This window comes from Pseudomonas sp. WS 5010 (assembly GCF_012985565.1).
GTDB lineage: Bacteria > Pseudomonadota > Gammaproteobacteria > Pseudomonadales > Pseudomonadaceae > Aquipseudomonas.
This window is the reverse complement of sequence record NZ_JAAQWQ010000015.1, coordinates 1-16,242: the sequence shown is the minus strand read 5'-3', so window position 1 is coordinate 16,242 and position 16,242 is coordinate 1. Positions and strand designations below refer to the sequence as shown.

General features: G+C 56.9%; 17 protein-coding genes. 7 read left to right on the top strand and 10 right to left on the bottom strand.

Features of this window, described 5'->3' with window-relative positions; all coding sequences use genetic code 11:
* Positions 1 to 121 precede the first annotated feature (121 nt).
* On the top strand, positions 122 to 1,609 hold the full coding sequence (locus tag HBO11_RS27655; protein ID WP_017735063.1) for a SulP family inorganic anion transporter: 1,488 nt from the start codon (positions 122 to 124) through the stop codon (positions 1,607 to 1,609).
* Positions 1,610 to 1,620: 11 nt separating this feature from the next.
* Positions 1,621 to 2,472, top strand: a complete 852-nt coding sequence (locus HBO11_RS27650; RefSeq protein ID WP_017735064.1) for a universal stress protein — start codon at positions 1,621 to 1,623, stop codon at positions 2,470 to 2,472.
* Positions 2,473 to 2,574: 102 nt separating this feature from the next.
* Here HBO11_RS27650 and HBO11_RS27645 read toward each other — a convergent pair whose 3' ends face one another.
* The 3 genes from HBO11_RS27645 to HBO11_RS27635 are packed head-to-tail and all read right to left on the bottom strand — an operon-like array spanning position 2,575 to position 6,221.
* Entirely contained in the window at positions 2,575 to 5,568 is a 2,994-nt protein-coding gene (locus tag HBO11_RS27645; RefSeq protein ID WP_017335985.1) for a Tn3 family transposase, read from the bottom strand.
* 3 nt (positions 5,569 to 5,571) lie between these two features.
* Positions 5,572 to 5,982 (bottom strand): putative toxin-antitoxin system toxin component, PIN family, encoded by a 411-nt coding sequence (locus HBO11_RS27640; protein WP_017335986.1) that lies wholly within the window; start codon positions 5,980 to 5,982, stop codon positions 5,572 to 5,574.
* Complete coding sequence (locus tag HBO11_RS27635; protein WP_017335987.1) at positions 5,982 to 6,221, bottom strand: ribbon-helix-helix domain-containing protein; 240 nt, start codon at positions 6,219 to 6,221, stop codon at positions 5,982 to 5,984. Before HBO11_RS27635 ends, HBO11_RS27640 begins: the two co-directional genes overlap by 1 nt.
* A 201-nt stretch (positions 6,222 to 6,422) precedes the next feature.
* Here HBO11_RS27635 and HBO11_RS27630 point away from each other — a divergent pair, with 201 nt between their 5' ends.
* Positions 6,423 to 7,340: a recombinase family protein gene (locus HBO11_RS27630; protein ID WP_017335988.1), complete on the top strand. Its 918-nt coding sequence runs from the start codon at positions 6,423 to 6,425 to the stop codon at positions 7,338 to 7,340.
* On the opposite strand, the gene HBO11_RS27625 is transcribed toward HBO11_RS27630, so the two are convergent.
* The 7 genes from HBO11_RS27625 to HBO11_RS27590 all read right to left on the bottom strand — a co-directional run bounded on the left by HBO11_RS27625 (position 7,294) and on the right by HBO11_RS27590 (position 14,523).
* Complete coding sequence (locus HBO11_RS27625) at positions 7,294 to 7,776, bottom strand: type IV secretion system protein (RefSeq protein ID WP_262381133.1); 483 nt, start codon at positions 7,774 to 7,776, stop codon at positions 7,294 to 7,296. The two genes, HBO11_RS27630 and HBO11_RS27625, sit on opposite strands and share 47 nt — an antisense overlap.
* A gap of 279 nt (positions 7,777 to 8,055) precedes the next feature.
* Positions 8,056 to 9,123, bottom strand: a complete 1,068-nt coding sequence (locus HBO11_RS27620; RefSeq protein WP_065862996.1) for a type IV secretion system protein — start codon at positions 9,121 to 9,123, stop codon at positions 8,056 to 8,058.
* Between the two features lie 12 nt (positions 9,124 to 9,135).
* Positions 9,136 to 9,381, bottom strand: a complete 246-nt coding sequence (locus HBO11_RS27615; protein WP_065862995.1) for an EexN family lipoprotein — start codon at positions 9,379 to 9,381, stop codon at positions 9,136 to 9,138.
* Positions 9,382 to 9,386: 5 nt separating this feature from the next.
* Positions 9,387 to 10,160 (bottom strand): type IV secretion system protein, encoded by a 774-nt coding sequence (locus HBO11_RS27610; RefSeq protein ID WP_081311800.1) that lies wholly within the window; start codon positions 10,158 to 10,160, stop codon positions 9,387 to 9,389.
* Between the two features lies 1 nt (position 10,161).
* Positions 10,162 to 12,810: a VirB4 family type IV secretion/conjugal transfer ATPase gene (locus HBO11_RS27605; protein ID WP_170059015.1), complete on the bottom strand. Its 2,649-nt coding sequence runs from the start codon at positions 12,808 to 12,810 to the stop codon at positions 10,162 to 10,164.
* A 365-nt stretch (positions 12,811 to 13,175) separates the two neighbouring features.
* Positions 13,176 to 13,475 (bottom strand): hypothetical protein, encoded by a 300-nt coding sequence (locus HBO11_RS27595; protein ID WP_086239838.1) that lies wholly within the window; start codon positions 13,473 to 13,475, stop codon positions 13,176 to 13,178.
* 175 nt (positions 13,476 to 13,650) lie between these two features.
* Positions 13,651 to 14,523 carry a lytic transglycosylase domain-containing protein gene (locus HBO11_RS27590; RefSeq protein WP_019692586.1) on the bottom strand — a complete coding sequence of 291 codons (873 nt, stop codon included), beginning with the start codon at positions 14,521 to 14,523 and terminating at the stop codon, positions 13,651 to 13,653.
* Between the two features lie 44 nt (positions 14,524 to 14,567).
* On the opposite strand from HBO11_RS27590, the gene HBO11_RS27585 reads away from it, so the two are divergent.
* From HBO11_RS27585 to HBO11_RS27570, 4 genes are read left to right on the top strand one after another with little or no spacing between them, the layout of a single operon-like run.
* Positions 14,568 to 14,840, top strand: a complete 273-nt coding sequence (locus tag HBO11_RS27585) for an H-NS histone family protein (protein WP_019692585.1) — start codon at positions 14,568 to 14,570, stop codon at positions 14,838 to 14,840.
* Between the two features lie 3 nt (positions 14,841 to 14,843).
* Positions 14,844 to 15,260, top strand: a complete 417-nt coding sequence (locus tag HBO11_RS27580) for a hypothetical protein (RefSeq protein ID WP_019692584.1) — start codon at positions 14,844 to 14,846, stop codon at positions 15,258 to 15,260.
* A 4-nt stretch (positions 15,261 to 15,264) separates the two neighbouring features.
* Complete coding sequence (locus HBO11_RS27575) at positions 15,265 to 15,576, top strand: TrbM/KikA/MpfK family conjugal transfer protein (protein ID WP_019692583.1); 312 nt, start codon at positions 15,265 to 15,267, stop codon at positions 15,574 to 15,576.
* A 10-nt stretch (positions 15,577 to 15,586) separates the two neighbouring features.
* Complete coding sequence (locus HBO11_RS27570; protein ID WP_019692582.1) at positions 15,587 to 15,928, top strand: hypothetical protein; 342 nt, start codon at positions 15,587 to 15,589, stop codon at positions 15,926 to 15,928.
* The last annotated feature ends 314 nt before the right edge of the window (positions 15,929 to 16,242 follow it).

The following is a 16,242-nucleotide window of genomic DNA, read 5'->3' as shown; positions in this document are numbered from 1 at the left end:
TGCTGTATGCCCGGTTTTTACACCCAAGGCACACAGCCAAATAATCCTCACAACTTGAATTCGTATCGACGCGCTCGCCATCTGCCTGGTGTGCGTGTGGTGCATTGCCTTGGATATTCTGATGCTGCAATCGCTCAAACAAACGTGGTTTTCCAACGTCCGTGGAGACGTGCTCGCGGGGATCGTGGTCGCGCTCGCGCTGATCCCGGAGGCCATTGCTTTCTCTATCATTGCCGGCGTCGACCCCAAGGTCGGTCTCTACGCCTCCTTCTGTATCTGTGCTGTCATCGCCTTCGTCGGCGGTCGACCCGGCATGATCTCGGCAGCTACCGGTGCGATGGCACTGCTGATGGTCACCCTGGTAAAAGATCACGGGCTTCAGTATTTGCTGGCAGCCACCTTGCTCTGCGGGGCGCTTCAAATCCTCGCTGGATACCTGAAACTGGGCTCTCTGATGCGCTTTGTTTCGCGCTCGGTAGTCACAGGCTTTGTGAATGCATTGGCGATTCTGATTTTCATGGCGCAGTTACCTGAATTGACCAACGTGACCTGGCACGTTTACGCCATGACCGTAGTGGGCCTCGGAATAATCTATCTGTTTCCGTATGTACCGAAGATCGGCAAGCTGATTCCCTCGCCGCTGGTGTGCATCCTGGCCCTGACGGCCATTGCTATTTACCTCGGTCTGGATATCCGCACTGTGGGTGACATGGGCGAACTGCCGGACACGCTGCCGATTTTCCTGTGGCCTGAAGTCCCGCTGAACGTTGAAACTCTGCGCATCATCTTCCCGTACTCAGCCGCCTTGGCCGTAGTAGGTCTGCTTGAGTCCATGATGACCGCGACCATCGTCGACGATTTGACCGATACCACCAGCAACAAAAACCGTGAATGCAAGGGTCAAGGCATTGCCAACATCGCTGCCGGGATGCTCGGCGGTATGGCAGGCTGCGCCATGATCGGCCAGTCGATCATCAACGTGAAATCCGGTGGACGTACCCGTCTCTCCACATTGTGCGCGGGCATTTTCTTGCTGCTGATGGTCGTTTTCCTCGGCGAATGGCTCTCCAAGATCCCGATGGCTGCATTGGTTGCTGTGATGATCATGGTATCCATCGGCACCTTTAGCTGGGATTCCTTGCGCAATCTGAAAGAGCACCCACTGTCGACCAACCTCGTCATGGTCGCGACCGTTGTGGTGGTCGTGGCAACGCATAATCTGGCTTACGGCGTGTTGGTCGGCGTACTGCTGGCTTCGTTGTTCTTTGCGAACAAGGTCGGACATTACCTCGATATCAAGAGCAGTCTTGAAGAGACGGAGTCGCATCGGACTTACCGCGTGGTAGGCCAGGTGTTCTTCAGCTCGGCAGACAAGTTCACCGAAGTTTTTGACTTCAAGGAAGCGCTCAACAAGGTCACCATCGATCTGACACAGGCGCATTTCTGGGATATCACCGCCGTCGCCGCGCTGGATAAAGTGGTAATCAAGTTCCGTCGCGAGGGCGCCGAGGTTGAAGTGCTGGGTCTAAATGAGGCCAGCGCCACAATCGTTGACCGCTTTGGCGTGCATGACAAACCTGGCGCCATCGACAAGCTCATGAGCCACTAAGGAGATCGACAATGACCCACGTAATGGCATGTATTGATAACTCACAATCCTCATTGGCGGTCTGCGACTACGCAGCATGGGCGTCGCAGCGACTCAACGCGCCTCTTACCTTGCTTCACGTATTGGATGAAGAGAAATACCCAGCAGCAGCTGACCTAAGTGGAAATATTGGTCTCGGCAGTCGAGAGCATCTGCTGGAGGAGCTGGCTACATTGGATGCCCAACGCGCCAGACTCGCTCTGGAACAGGGCCAACACATGCTGGAAAAGGCCAGGGAGCGAACGGTCATTTCCGGCGCTGCGTTTCCTGAGCTGAAGCAGCGCCACGGACACTTGGTAGAAAGTCTGAGCGACCTTCAGGAGGATATTCGACTGTTGGTGATAGGAAGAGTGGGTGAAGACAACTCACGCAACGCGCACAGCCTTGGCAGCCAGATAGAAGCTGTAGTGCGAACAATTCACCGGCCTATCCTGATCACAGCCAACAGCTATAAAAAGCCCGAAAAGGTGATGCTCGCATTTGACGGCAGCTCCACAGCCTACAAAACCATCCAAATGTTTGCCGCCAGTTCGCTTTGCAAAGACTTGCCCATTCATCTTGTTACGGTCGGTGCAGATTCGGTGAGCAATCACGAGGCACTGGGAAAAGCACAAAGCATGCTTCTCTCGGCTGGCTTCCTAGTCCAAGCTGAAATCAGACAAGGTGAGGTGGAGTCGGCTCTGCACGATTATCAGACAGAGCACGGCATTGATCTGCTGGTCATGGGTGCCTATGGGCATTCACGCATCAGGCAGTTTTTGGTAGGAAGCACGACTACGACGATGCTTCGAACAGCCACCATGCCTGTATTGCTGCTGCGCTGAGATAACTCTCTAAGCCACAGTGTTTCTACTTATTGAGAAATGCTGTGGTCAATCCCATCTAAGCTATCTGACAACATAGCCCACTGAGTTCGACCTGCGCACCTAAATATCGTCGTCTGGATTACGCAGTGGCCGTAGCTCACCTCGGGCGACCTCTTCTGGTACCGCGAAGGAGTACCGTCCCAACATATTGATGTGCTCGAAGATCAGCGGCGACAAACGAGCCAGGTCTTCGTCCTGTACCGGGTAGCCGTGCTGCTTTAACCGCTCCACGGCAGCCGTCATGTAGAGGGTATTCCATAGCACAATGATATTTACCACCAGGCCCAGGGCACCGAGTTGATCCTCCTGGCCTTCTCGGTAGCGCTGGCGAAGCTCGCCTCGTTTGCCATGGAACACGGCGCGAGCCAGGCTGTGTCGGCCTTCGCCGCGATTCAGTTGGGTCAGGGTGGCGCGGCGCTTGGACTCATCATCAATGTAGGTCAACGTATGCAGGGTTTTCTCGATCCGTCCGAACTCTGCCAACGCCTGGGCCAGACGGGTCGGACGATCTCCCGTTTGTAGGGTGCGCATGATGCCTGTCGCCGGCACTCGGCCAAGTTTGAGTGAGCCAGCCAAACGCAACAGGTCATCCCAGTGCTCGGCGATCAGGTCGAGCTTGACTGACTGGCGAGCAAGTCCGTTGAGCTTGCCGTAATCCGCGTCCGGGCGGGTGCGCCAGAAGCGGGTACCGCCGACATCAGCCAGGCGCGGGCAGAAGTGATAACCGAGCAGACGGAATAACCCGAACACCACATCGCTGTAAGCACCGGTATCGGTCATGATTTGTGTGGGCTGCAATTCGGTCTGTTGTTCCAGCACAACCGCGAGCAATACTAGGCTGTCGCGCAGGGTGCCGGGCACCGTAATGGCGTTAAGACCGGAAAACTGGTCGGAGATCAGGTTGTACCAGGTGACGCCCCGGCCGGTACCGAAATACTTCGGGTTAGGGCCGGCATGTACGGTACGCACAGGTACGACAAAACGCATGCCATCGGCGGAGGCCACCTCGCCGCCGCCCCAGACCTGAGCCAGCTCCAGTTGACTCTGCGCAGCCACCAAAATGGCATTGGCTGCCGACAGGGTATCGTCACGGAGATAGTTCTGGCTCACCCAGGACAGCCGGTCACGGCGCAGCGCTTGGTTGTCGTTGCGAGTCAAGGGCTCCAGGCCGGTGTTACAGGCTCCTCCCAAGAGCACTGCGCACAAACTCGTCACCAAGTTGTCGGCCCGCGCATTGCGTTCGGACACATGGGTGAAGGCTTCAGTGAAGCCGGTACGAGCGGCGATTTCTAACAGGATTTCCGGCAAATCGACACGCGGCATCAAGTCGGCCACGGCTGCACGCAGTTGCAGCAACGAGTTGGGCTCTTCCAGCTTCTCCAGCGCTCCGAGGGACAGCTCGGTTTTGCCCTCTGTATTCTCACTCAACTGGATCGCAGGATTGTCGGGCAGGCGAGCGGCGACTGCGTACCAAGTCGCATCCAGCTCGGCAGACAAGGCGTCCAAGGTGGTTTTGGCGTCCACAGTCAGGCCCAGTGAGCGACAGATGATCGGTCGCGCCGACAGCCATTCTGCACCATCGAGCAGACCGATACGCGGGTCGGCATAGCGCCAACTGGGTGCAACAAAGACATCGCGGCGGCGTAGGGCCGTGCGTAGTGCATCAAGCGTGCAGAAGACATAGGCGCCCATGTCGAGGGAGCCATCTTCGCGAGTGATGTGGTTCTGCCAAGCCTTGGCCACGATCTCCTGCGGCACGTCATCCTCCGGCTTCCTGCGAGGCAAGTTCAGTTGCAACCAGTCCAAACTAGCCGCCACACCCTTACCCGCCGGGCTGAAGCCGAAGCGAATATGTTTCAATAAGTCAGGAAGGAAACGGCGCACGCTGCGGTAGCGCTCCTCCAGAGCGAGGTAAAACACATCGTTGGCCGGACGGATCAACGCATTGACCTCTTCCAGGGCTTTCTCCAGCGTGACACGTGGCAGGTCGTTGAACAGCCGGGCACGGACATTGTCATCGCTGATCGAGCTATCCAGCACGACCTTGCACGCAGCGGCGAGCATTGCCGCCGAGCGATCCAGGTCTTTTAGACTACGCAACCGAGCCTTCTTGTCAGCCTTCTCTGCGTTGTTGAAGATATCACGCAGTAGCGCTTCCAGAACTTCCAGAGCATCGTCGTGCGCACTGGCTTCCAAGGAAACCGCGAATGCCACCAACGTCGCCAACCGGCGCGACGCCGGCAGTCGATTGATGGCCGTGACCTTCGCGGTGTTGGCAAAGCGAGCCAGGGCGGCAATGCGGCTGGGAGGGATATGCGCAGCTGCCGGTAAGGCGATACCCAACCCGCGTACATCATCCAGCCGACGCAGCGCCCGAACCAGTGCAGGGCCACTGACCATCACCGGGCCGGAGCGTAGTTGATCCAGTCGGGAACTACGGTTGCCTTCGGCCACCAGAAGCAAGTCTTGTAGGTGCTGTCTTTGCTCCTCGGTCACGCTGCGGCCCAAGGTGTACCAGAGGCGTTCTTCAACCCGGCTACGCAGTTGGGCAATGAAGCGCTCTAACTGGGAAATTCCGGGCAATAGGACTTTCTGTGTGAGCAGCCATGAGGTAGCTCGTTCGAACAGCACGCCAGGACGATCAGTACCAGTCCAGCAAAGGGCATACAGCCATCGGCTCAAACGAAAGCCGATGCCTGGGTCAGTAAAGTGGCGATAGCCATAGCGCTCTTGAATATCGGCCGCATGTATCCAGCGACGATGATCGCTATAACGTACAAGACAGTCAGGGTCGGCGATTGCCAATTGCCGACAAAGCACAAGCAGGACTTCCACCGGCACAGCCGTGGGTTTGTCCGGCAAAACACCGACGAAGCGAACGGTAGTCAGCAGAACGGCATAGCCCAAGCGGTTATGGTTGCCCCGTAGTACCTGGACGGCTTCACGGTCTTCATCGCTCAGGTGGAAGTAGCGCTCCAGTTCATCACGGCTGGGCGCATCGATGTAGCGACCAAAGCCGTCGCGTTGCTCCTGAGTCAGAAAACCAACCGGCATCGATCACAGTACCTCGGCGCAGAACACGGCGGGGGTGACAATCCGCGTGCGTTCGATATGTCCGCGCTGCAAGAGGCCTGCGCGTCGATCACCGGTTACTAGGTAGTCCGCATTGCCCGCCAAAGCCATGGCCAGCAGAAAAGAGTCATCCGGATCATCGGCTTCAACCTCAATGGTCAACCGCTCCAATACCACGGCGCGTTGCAGGTTATTGATCATGGCCCCCACTTTGGCAGGCTGAAGGATGGCCTGAAGCTTGGGGTAACGACTGGCGCGACGAATTTCGTCGAGCTGTGCCCGTGAAGTCACCACCTCGAAGCGAGCTGAACGCCAGGCCCGATAGATCGCATCAGGAGACCCATGCGGTGAGATCAGCGCACTGAACAGAATGTTGGTATCCAATACAACCCGCATCAGCGCTTACGCGCCCAGTCGAGCGCTTCTTCAACCGCTTCGGTCAGTTCGGCCTCACTCAGATGGGCATTGGAAACCTTGGCCTGTTCGGCGCTCAGCTCCAGGATGTGTGCCCGCACCGCTTCTTCGATGAAGCGCGACAGGTCGCCCTTACGGCCACCGCCTTGGCTGGCCAGAAACATGCGAAGCGATTGGTCGGTGTCGGTGGAGACGGCGACGTTCCAGCGAGTGGTATTCATGACTTTTTCCAATGTTAGGTGTTTATGTGTTTATACACTCGATCCTCACTGCGCCGCAACGGTTCGATAAAACCCTCGTTTTATAGAACTTTAACGGAAGACCTGCCCAGCTCCGAGTTAGCCCATATTATGGTTTTAAATACTGGTATCGTTAATCAAGGTTCTATTTTCAATTTCTCTGTTGAGTAAACGGTACTTTTGATGAAAATTGGCTATGCGCGGGTGAGTACTCGGGATCAGAACGCCGACCTCCAGATCGATGCTCTGACAAAGGCAGGGTGCGAGCGGATCTATCAAGACGTTGCCAGCGGCTCAAAAAGCGCACGTCCGGAACTGGACAAATTATTGGTTCATGTACGGGCCGGTGATGCTGTGGTGATTTGGAAGCTGGATCGTCTAGGGCGCTCGCTCAAGCACCTGGTCGAACTGGTCGGTGAATTGGCCGCTCGTAACGTTGGCCTGCAAAGTCTGAATGACCCCATCGATACCACCCACGCGCAAGGCCGCTTTGTGTTCAACCTGTTCGCTTCATTGGCAGAGTTCGAACGTGAGTTGATTCGTGAGCGCACACAGGCAGGCTTGTCCGCTGCACGGTCACGTGGTCGAGTCGGTGGCCGCCCGAAGGGGCTGCCCGCTCAGGCGGAAGCGACCGCTATGGCCGCAGAAACGCTGTACCGAGAGGGTCGGTTAAGTGTGAGCGCCATTGGCAAGAAACTGCACATTTCCAAAAGCACGCTTTACCGCTACCTCCGGCATCGCGGCATAACGATCGGCGTACCCGCAAAAATCACCCAGCATCTCAACATCACGGTCCCACCGGCAGTGGACAATGCCGAACGGATCGCGACGGTCATATTGCGCCTGGCCGTCGAGAACAACAGCAAGTTCGTGCGTGGTAAAAAACGGGCACTGGAGAATATCGAGCGTTACTGCCTGGAACCTTACGGCATGAAGCTGCTTGAGTCGGGCAACTACGCGCTGAGCATTCCCTATCGCAACGATGAGGCACTGGATAAGACGGTACATGATCTGCTGACCGAGATCAGCCAAGAGGCCGAGATGCGTAATTGCTTTATCGAGGCAGATGCCTGGGAAGAGGGCTCTGAGCGGAGGTGGTAGGGCTTATGTTGGTTTTTGGTTCCATTGCTCCCCAAACCCCATCAGGGCCAGACATGAGGCCAACGGCGTCATAGTCCGCCTGCACCGTGTTGAATTCGTAGGTTTCGTAATGGCGGATGAAGCCAGAAACCCAGTAGGTGTCTGACACTTCCCCGTAGGTCGATTGCGGTGTCAGCAACGACACTTGCTGGATGCTCCCATCGGGGTTCAAAACCAGCATATGGGCGGGCACTGGCTGGCTATAGCGATACATGGTCAAGCCAGCTACCGCGAACGCCACCGCCGCCAGGCCGCCCAGCCCAGTCGCCGCCCACCAGGCGGTGCGACGAGAGTTCAACACCTCACTAAGCAGATCCGTTTCCAGATCCTGCCTCTCTTGTTGGAAAACGGCCATGTCAGCCTTGGTGATCGCCTCGTTCTTATCAGCCCGACTCATTCTTTACGTTCTCCATTCGTGGCCTGGGGAATTACCCCGGGGCGTCCTACAAGGGCACTGGGCAACGTCTTGTTGACCGGCACCAAATTCGTCATGTCAGGCTCAGGTGCGGGCTTGGGCTTGCTTGCGCATCCAGCCAGAGCCGCAACCAGTAAGATCCCGACCAATCCCGTCGAAAACCGCACCATGTGATTTACCTCAGATGAGAAAAAGACAGGGCCATAATAAATCCCTGAAATTCTAATTTCAAGGACTATTATGGCCCAAATGTGATTCCGTTTAACCTGCTCGGCGTGAACCTCTAGCCATGCCTTGCATGGCCGAACCCACAGCGCTCGCGGCTGCTCCAGCGGCTCCGGCAGCCGCGCCACCTGCTCCAGCCGCTGCGCCACCACCAGCTCCTGCCGCTCCTGCACCGGAGCCAGCGCCGGCACCGGCACCGCCTTTGCCGCCGCCACCCGCACCCTGGCCCCCGCCACCTTTGCCTGGGCGTTGACGGCCCGGTACGAACTGCACCGAGACACCACTGCCCCACGACGCGGCCAGGTCGGGGATCTTCTTGAGAACAAACCACGTCACCACGGTCAGAAGGCCGCAAGTGATGATTGGTACCAAGATCGGCGAGTCGGCTGCCGGATCTGCCGCCGCCGCCACCGCTTTGCCGTAAAACTTCATCAGCAGGCCGAAGGTGGCAGACAGCAGGATGGTTATCAGCCCGAAGTTGATAACCGAACCAATCCACTTCGAGAACAGTTCGCGCAGGGAGTCGAACATCAGGCACATGATAAAGATCGGCCCGAAACAGACCGCGATGGCCAGCATAAACTTGGCCATCAGGATCAACGCCGCACCAATGCCGCAGACCAGCACCGTGGAAAGAAGCACCGCAGCAGCCAGCAAGAAGCTCGCAAGGCCTGCACCACTGGTCACGCCTGCGTTATCAAATGCGCGCTGCGCGGTTTTCAAGCCATTCTCCAGTGCCTTGTCAATGGTACTGGCGACTTCGTTCTGCACGTTGGAACCCGACTTGCCATCGACAATCAGGATCGAGGCGAACTCATCAGGCGTTTTCAGCGCTACATCAGCGAGATCGCGCTGATACCAACCGCCTGCTGACGAGATGCTCAGAATGAGTCCCCAGAAGGCGAACTTCTTGAGCATGTCGGTCAGCGGTTCGCCATCACCGCCGTAGAGTTTGAAGGTGCCTTCGACCATGAGAACAATGGTTAGGCCCAGGGCAACCAACGGCGTCACGGCGGCAATGATGGTTGCCACGTTCGACGCCACTAACTCCTTGGACACTTCGTCCATGTAGCTGAATATCTGAGTCGTTGCGTTATAGGCCATTGTTCACCCCCGTCACTTCTTATCGAGCTTGAGGTCGATGCTGTAATCCGACTGTCCCTTGCCCATGGTCACGACTTGAGCCTCGGCGGCCAGGGCATTCTGGCAATCAGCGCTCACCTGTTCCTTGGCATTGTTACGGCACTCGGCAACACGAACGGCCCGTTCCTTGTCATGCTGCATGTACCACTCTTTGGTGTTGGCCTCACCACAAGCGGCCAGGGCAGCGAAGAGTGGCAGCAGGCATACGATCTTTTTCATAGCGGTCATTCCGTGAGGTTGGGGGCTTCAAGACTGTCGTTCTGATCGCCAATGACATAGCGGCGAACGGCAGTCTGTTGCTGTTGTTGCAGCACCTTGTCTTGCGACTGCTGGAGGATGGCCATCAGTTGCAGCTTGGCTTGCTCGCCCTGGATCGCACCTTGGGCGGTCGAGATCCGGGCTTGCAGGTCTGCAATTTCTTTTTGCGACGTGGTTGTGTCGATCTGGTTGGTCAGCGTCTGGATATCTTCCAGTTCACGCATCTGGTTGTTGTAAGCCTGCTGCGCCATCACGCGGTCATACGCCCCTTTCTCCTTGAGACGTTGGTTCACCAGGTCCAGGGCCTCGGTCCGACCCATATTCTCGACCTCGCTATCGAACTGCCCGAGCATGTCGCGCACAGAACCTGTGATGCTCGAATTGCTGTTCATCGCGTCGGAGTAGACCTTGCTCCAGTCAGCAGGCAGGTTTTTCTGCAATGCCCCAGCACTGCCTGGGAGCATCCCACCGAATCCACGTGCGCCGGTCATGGAGGCGTACATGCCCTGTTGGGTTTCCAACTGCGACTTGAGGTTGGCCAGTTGCTGAACCATGTTCTCGACCTGAAGCACTGTGTTGGCCAGCACGCCAGGATCTTCGACAACGACCTGCGCATGCGAAACGCTTGCGACCCCCAGGAAGATGGCCATCGTGCAGCTACGCACAATGGCCTTTGCCTTGAGCGTCGGAAGACGCATTACGTCCTGGGTATCCGTAGCGGCAAAAACGTACTTTTCCATGTCAATTGCTCCTGTTCTGTTGCTTGGGTAAAACCGCTTCCCAATACTTCGGCAGCCACACCTCTGGCTTGGCGTTTGGATTGGCGGCAAGGATGCTTTCCAGTCGATCCGCATTGTCCGGGGTGCCCGAAAGGATGCTGATTGCCTTCTCCATCCCGCGCAGATCCATGGTGGCGATGGCCGATTGACTGCCCTGCTTGACCAAGAACTGACGGCTGAATTCAGGGATGTTAAGCAGCGCCTGGTATTCCGCTTCGGTCAGTTTCAGCCCCTTCATGTAGTCCACCGGGTCAGCTTCCGGGTTTTCCAGCAGGATCTTGGTCACGCACTGCTGCATGATCGTTTTGCCGATCCGGCTTTCCAGGGCGTCGTTTGGTTCCTGCGTGGAGAAGACGTAAATTGCGTCCTTTTTCCGGTCGGTCTTCAAACCGCGCTTCACTTCCACATCCATGTAGGGATCGTCCAGATACTGGGCGAACTCATCGAATACCTGAATCACGCGGCAGCTACCATCGATAGCCAGGCGCACCCGATAAAACAGGTACATCAGCAACGGCGTGCGAGCTTGTGGGGCCGGCTGATCCGGGGCCACGATAAAGTCGGTCAGGTCGAAGCCAAACACCTTGTGCGTGTCGAAGGTCAAGGCGTCGGACGGGTTATCAAACAACCACCCATGTTCTCCACCACGGCACCAGGGCTTGAGCATTTCAGCCAGGCTCAATTTCTGCTGGTTGTTGACTCGCGCCGCTGCCGGAATCTGCCGCCAGATTGCATAGAACGAACGCAGCTCCTTGGCAACCAGGCCACTGACCATCACATGGTCAACAGCTTTGCCGATGAGTTCCACATCGGTCTGTTCAATCGGGCCGCCGTTCGTGGTTTCCGCACAAATCCTGATCAGACGCTTGACCATGGCAACGTTGGCGGTAGTCGGCTCGATTTGCGCCGGCTGCCAGCCCGTCGATTCGCCCTCGCGCAGCACGGTATAGCGCCCTTCCAGGGACGTCACCAGGGGCATCATGCCCCGGTCTTTGTCGTAGCAGATAACCCGTGGCTCGAACTTGCTGGACTGAGTAATCAACGCATTGAGCAGAGTCGTCTTACCGGCGCCGGTCTGACCCAGGATCAGGGTATGGCCTGGCGGACGCTTGCCGAACGACTGTTCTTCCATTGGCGACACGTGCCAGTTGAAGAACAACGGCGTACCAGCCGTGGTCTTGAACAACGTGACTGCTGGTCCCCATGGGTTGTTGTTCGCCTTGCCAGTCATGAAGCCGTGAAACGGCGAGAAGCACAGGAAGTTCCAGCTATTAATTGGGACCGGGCGGGGAACAAACGCATGGTTGGCCGGCAGCATGGCGTAGAAGGCAGCCTCGGAAGCGAGGCCAACCGAGTCAGCCTTGATACCGCAGTCGGTCATCATGCCCTTGGCCTTGCGAGCCAGTTTCTGTACGCCTTTCGAAGTATTTGCCCAAACGTGGATGGTCGCGTGATGGAAACCCATGACGAACCGCCGCGAGGTCACATCGTCCTCGGCGTCTTCCAACTGCCGAATCTGCGACTTGCCCTTGTCCTTGGTTTCCAGCATCGATTTTTGCTGATTAGACAGGAACGTCTGAGCAGCACCCAGGGACATGCAGCAATAGGATTGCGTCAGCACGTATTCAAAATCTGCTTCCATCAGCAAATTCAGCTGGCCAGGCTCCGTCTCATCGTCGTAATCGACGATCTCAACGCCTGCCAAGTAATCCACGCCATCGAAACGGCGGCGCTGGATAATGTCGCCCCAAAGAGAGGAAACGGGCCGGCTTTCCATCAAATATGTGCGAATCTGCGAGCGGCAGACGGGAACAGGCTGCCAATAGCCGTTGATGAGGAATGAGAGCCATTCCAGGGCAGTAGAAAATGCCCGAAGGCTGCCGGCGCCTTCTTGCGCAGGTATTGCCGGCGCCGGCGCGCTCGCCACCGTATCGGCCAACAGGTCGTCAGGATCGATATCGAAGGCATCAGCCTCAAGCCCGGTTTCATCAGCCAGCCAGGAATCATCGTCCTGATCCTGGGCAATGGTGATTTCGCCTCGGCTGTTGCGATAGTAGACGCCCAGTCGCTCAATACCGTAAGGCTTGAGCGTGTGCATGATGCGGCTGCTGATCTCTTCCAAGGCGCTCAACGCCTCGTTGCGCATGTCTACCAACTCCTCGCGGGTAGGGCGCTCCATCTTGGAGAAGACCTTTTGCGCCAGGTCGCCAACAGGGTTGTAAACCACAGTGAGGTAGAGATCGTTAACCATCAGCGGCTTGGATTGGAAGCTCTTGCGGTAGCTGTCGTCAAAGTGCTGGGCGAACGCCAGGTTCCACTCCGTTTCCGGGTAGTCGCTGACCTCGCGGTGATGCTGATGGGTCCAGTATTTTACGTGTTCGGTGCTGATCTGCCTGAACATGGTGTTCAGGTCGCGGTGCCAGCGGATCAGGTCAAGATCCGAGGCGCAGTCATGCGTGCGCCCGCGCAGCTTGAACATCGTCAGCAGCTCACCGTTTTCCGTGCTGATTACGTGGTCGGTGATATGGTGCTGATAGGGTAGGAATTTTTTGAAGGCTGGTTCCTTCTTGAATTTTTTGACGCTCTTCACATCACGGGCTGTTACGGCCATTAGTCTTGATCTCCGTAGTCCCTGGGCGAGTAGCTAGACCCACCCCACAAGTTCGTAAATGACGATTCAGACCTGTTCACAATCTTGGTTTTCCAAGCCAGGTAGAGAATCCGAAAAGCGCGGTCGTCATGCTTGGTGATGCACCATTCGATAACAAACAGGAACACGAACACCCCAATGGCCCACAGGTGAATGAACTGGAACAACGCGCCGCAGAACATGAAGGTGACGAGCAACACAGTTCGAGGTACACCAGCTAAGGTCGGCAACCGAGTTGCCCCTTTGAACAAGGGGAACCGTCCTTGTGAGAAATTCAATTCGATAACCTCCCAAGGGCGGGACCCGTAGGCCCCACCCTTCTGGTATCAGCCAAAGAAGAAACTGACGATGTAACTGGCAGAACCAGCACCGATCATTGCGAGGGCGCCACGGGTAGCGAAGTCAGCGCGAACCACGTGCGCCCACCAGAGGATGCACAGCACCGCCAGTACCACGGCGCAGGCCAGCGGAATCCACGTATCGAGCCAGGTTTTCATCGAGGTCAGCGAAGAGTTTGCCGTATCAACCCCCGCTGCTTGGGCCAGGGTAGACCCAAAGATGCACAGCAGAACCATGCAGACCATGCCCAGTTTCTTGCCGTTTACACCAACATTCAGTTTGTCCATATTTCACTCCGTTACTGGTAAATCAAAGTCCGTTAATAGAAGCTCACACCTTTCGATGCTTAGCTTTTCCCTCAGCCACTCGGCTAACAGTCGAAGATCAGCCCACGTTCTAACCTCCCCTGTATCCTTTACGCGCAACGAACAACACACCGTTTGCCCGTCGTCGCTAATGACTTCAAAGAGTGGAAGCCATTTCTTTTCTTCCAACCTCTGAATCCATGTCCGTATTAATTTCTTCTTGCTGCACATTTCCTCTAATTGTTTTTGCTGGATGAGAAAGACCTTCATTGGGCGCTCCGTCATGTTGCCGCGCCATCACCTCGAAACCGTCTTGAGTGCTATTGGCAAACCCGTCCGGGGTTGAATCATCGAACCCATCAGACCTACCTAACCTTGCGTTTTCAGCCGGTAGCGCGTTCTCCTGCCCAACGCTACTTCCCACCTGGCCGCCTTCACTCTCGACTCCATCGACGCGCAGCGCAGGCACTTTCATAGTGTTATTGGCTTGAGCCACGGCAAGAACCTTTCCCACATATCCATTTGTGTAACCGTCCCGCTGGTTGCCGGTGTTGTAGCAACTAAGGGCATTTCGCAAAGCAGCCTGCCCGTCCTGATTAGTCACAACAGCGGCCCGGTAGCAGTCCGACAAGATTCGGTCCAGGGCGGCCAGATTCTTACACGGCTCAAGCATGTCCACAGCAGAAACCCCTAACGCTGCCAAGTTCCCCGACCAGATTTGCCCGTAGCCGGTATCGAAACTGGCGCCTTCGCGAGCAAGCTTTTCGACTACCCCCTTCGCGTCCTCGAAGGTTTCAGTCTTCGGCTGCTTACTCCAGGGCACGCCGTTTACATGGACTGCAAATGGGTTGTTTCTCGACTCATGGCTAACCAAATAACCGACCGTCTCAGGCGCCACGTTCGGCGCACATTGCTTTGCCAAAGCCATGACACTCATCGACAATTTACCGTTCGCATTAGCCAGCAATGGATTTCCGGCGGCGACGAGCGCAAGAGCAATGACTGCGGTGAAGGTTTGATGGTTGGCCATTCCGTTTGTCCTTGAAATTGCAATTTCAGTGAGTAACCGCTATTATGAGGGCAGTTGAGAACATGTCAAGCGAATGCGATGACAAAGATGCCGACAAGAGCAAACCAGCGGGGAAACCGAAATCCGTGCCCACAACACGCGAACTGGAATTCGTACCTTTGGGAGAGAGACCGCCGCGAGGCCAGGCCAGGTATAGAGATCCAACCAATCCGTTTCATACGTGGAGCGGCAGGGGTAAACGCCCCGCTTGGTTGAAGGAGTATCTGGACGCCGGCAGACAGCTCGCGGAATTCGAGATACAGGAAAAGGAGGACTGAGATATGGGTGAAGTCGTTGAGCTGCCCGCAGGCAGAAAGCGGAACCGCCAGGTGCAGAAGATCCGCACTGTGGCTACGAAGGATCGAGCAGCGAACGGTAAGCAACCGTCGTTCTTGGCAAGGGCTGCCTCGGGCGCTAAACGCTTCGCCATCGATGCTTTGCGTATCACCACCGGCAACCTGTTCGGCCTCGCAGGCCGACTGCTTTGGCTTGTGCGCCGCCCCATTAGCCTAGTGCTGACGTTCGGCGCCGTGTCGATGCTGGTGGTATTCGTCATCCAGGCCGCCAATGGCTGGCCCGATCCGAAACTGGTTGTGCTGTCCATAGTCGGTTTGATCGCCTTCCTTGCCGCCTCGGGCGGCTACGACCGCCTAGCCCGCGCATTTTTCCACATCGAGCACAGACTAAAAGGAGAGTAGTCCCATGAAACGATCAACGGTCGTCGTCGCCCTCTTGGCCAGCCTGGTACTGGTAGGCACCGCAGAAGCCCGTGACCCGTGCAAGACCATGATGTGCATGGCAGGCAAAGCAGGCCTCAAGGGCGGTTCGCTGGCAGACAGCGATTGCAGCGGAGCGGTATCCGACTTCTTCTCAATCGTCGTCAAGAAGAAGGGCAAATTCAAACCCGAGGCAACAGCCCGGGCCAGGGAAGAATTCTTGAATTCCTGCCCTGGCTCGGACAAAAACCAAGGCACCATCAGCCCGATCATTTCAATGTTCGGCATGACACGTTAAGGAAATCTCTATGGAAAACAGGACTCGCACTATCACCAAACTCCTGCCGGCATTGTTGCTGGCCACCGTTGGCCTAACTGGCTGCGCCACGTCGAAACAGGCGGATCAGACCAACGAGCAGCTACACCAAGTCAATCAAGGTCTGGTCAACATTTCGGCCCAGCTCGCCGCCCTGGAAGCGAAGGCAAACCGCCCTGCCCCAGCTCCTGCCCGTGGCTGCCTGCTGGGCGGTCAGATCTACTCACCAGGCGCAGTAGTCGCGGGTCGGATTTGCGAAGACACACGCGGTATTCGCATCAGCGATCAACCACCAGTGTACGGCTGGGGCCTGCACACCAACCCACGGCGATAAGCCTCCACAGAAGCCCGCGCAAGCGGGCTTTTTCTTGCCCATGCGAAACCTTGGCCACGGCTTTCCTACTGCGCACCTGGCCCGCCAGGCGCTGCGCGCTCCGCTTGCCCTCCGGCCTGTCGGCCTGCGCGGCGGCCTGCTGGCCACCTTGCCGCCCCTGCGCGTCCTGGGTGTGCTCATCACCCTCCGGCTGGCCGCTATCAGCCCTATTCGCCTACCCTCCGCTGGGCCTATGCCGTCAAGGGGCTTTCGCGGCATATGCTCACTCCCTCCGGTCGCTCCGCTATTCCACGGTCCCCATGACGGCGGCCCAG

What these genes read in the sequence shown, in the direction of transcription:
- HBO11_RS27655 (WP_017735063.1), top strand. Translation starts at nt 122, where the DNA reads ATGCTGCAATCGCTCAAACAAACGTGGTTTTCCAACGTCCGTGGAGAC.
- HBO11_RS27650 (WP_017735064.1), top strand. Translation starts at nt 1,621, where the DNA reads ATGACCCACGTAATGGCATGTATTGATAACTCACAATCCTCATTGGCG.
- HBO11_RS27645 (WP_017335985.1), bottom strand. Translation starts at nt 5,568, where the DNA reads ATGCCGGTTGGTTTTCTGACTCAGGAGCAACGCGACGGCTTTGGTCGC.
- HBO11_RS27640 (WP_017335986.1), bottom strand. Translation starts at nt 5,982, where the DNA reads ATGCGGGTTGTATTGGATACCAACATTCTGTTCAGTGCGCTGATCTCA.
- HBO11_RS27635 (WP_017335987.1), bottom strand. Translation starts at nt 6,221, where the DNA reads ATGAATACCACTCGCTGGAACGTCGCCGTCTCCACCGACACCGACCAA.
- HBO11_RS27630 (WP_017335988.1), top strand. Translation starts at nt 6,423, where the DNA reads ATGAAAATTGGCTATGCGCGGGTGAGTACTCGGGATCAGAACGCCGAC.
- HBO11_RS27625 (WP_262381133.1), bottom strand. Translation starts at nt 7,776, where the DNA reads ATGAGTCGGGCTGATAAGAACGAGGCGATCACCAAGGCTGACATGGCC.
- HBO11_RS27620 (WP_065862996.1), bottom strand. Translation starts at nt 9,123, where the DNA reads ATGGCCTATAACGCAACGACTCAGATATTCAGCTACATGGACGAAGTG.
- HBO11_RS27615 (WP_065862995.1), bottom strand. Translation starts at nt 9,381, where the DNA reads ATGAAAAAGATCGTATGCCTGCTGCCACTCTTCGCTGCCCTGGCCGCT.
- HBO11_RS27610 (WP_081311800.1), bottom strand. Translation starts at nt 10,160, where the DNA reads ATGGAAAAGTACGTTTTTGCCGCTACGGATACCCAGGACGTAATGCGT.
- HBO11_RS27605 (WP_170059015.1), bottom strand. Translation starts at nt 12,810, where the DNA reads ATGGCCGTAACAGCCCGTGATGTGAAGAGCGTCAAAAAATTCAAGAAG.
- HBO11_RS27595 (WP_086239838.1), bottom strand. Translation starts at nt 13,475, where the DNA reads ATGGACAAACTGAATGTTGGTGTAAACGGCAAGAAACTGGGCATGGTC.
- HBO11_RS27590 (WP_019692586.1), bottom strand. Translation starts at nt 14,523, where the DNA reads ATGGCCAACCATCAAACCTTCACCGCAGTCATTGCTCTTGCGCTCGTC.
- HBO11_RS27585 (WP_019692585.1), top strand. Translation starts at nt 14,568, where the DNA reads ATGAGGGCAGTTGAGAACATGTCAAGCGAATGCGATGACAAAGATGCC.
- HBO11_RS27580 (WP_019692584.1), top strand. Translation starts at nt 14,844, where the DNA reads ATGGGTGAAGTCGTTGAGCTGCCCGCAGGCAGAAAGCGGAACCGCCAG.
- HBO11_RS27575 (WP_019692583.1), top strand. Translation starts at nt 15,265, where the DNA reads ATGAAACGATCAACGGTCGTCGTCGCCCTCTTGGCCAGCCTGGTACTG.
- HBO11_RS27570 (WP_019692582.1), top strand. Translation starts at nt 15,587, where the DNA reads ATGGAAAACAGGACTCGCACTATCACCAAACTCCTGCCGGCATTGTTG.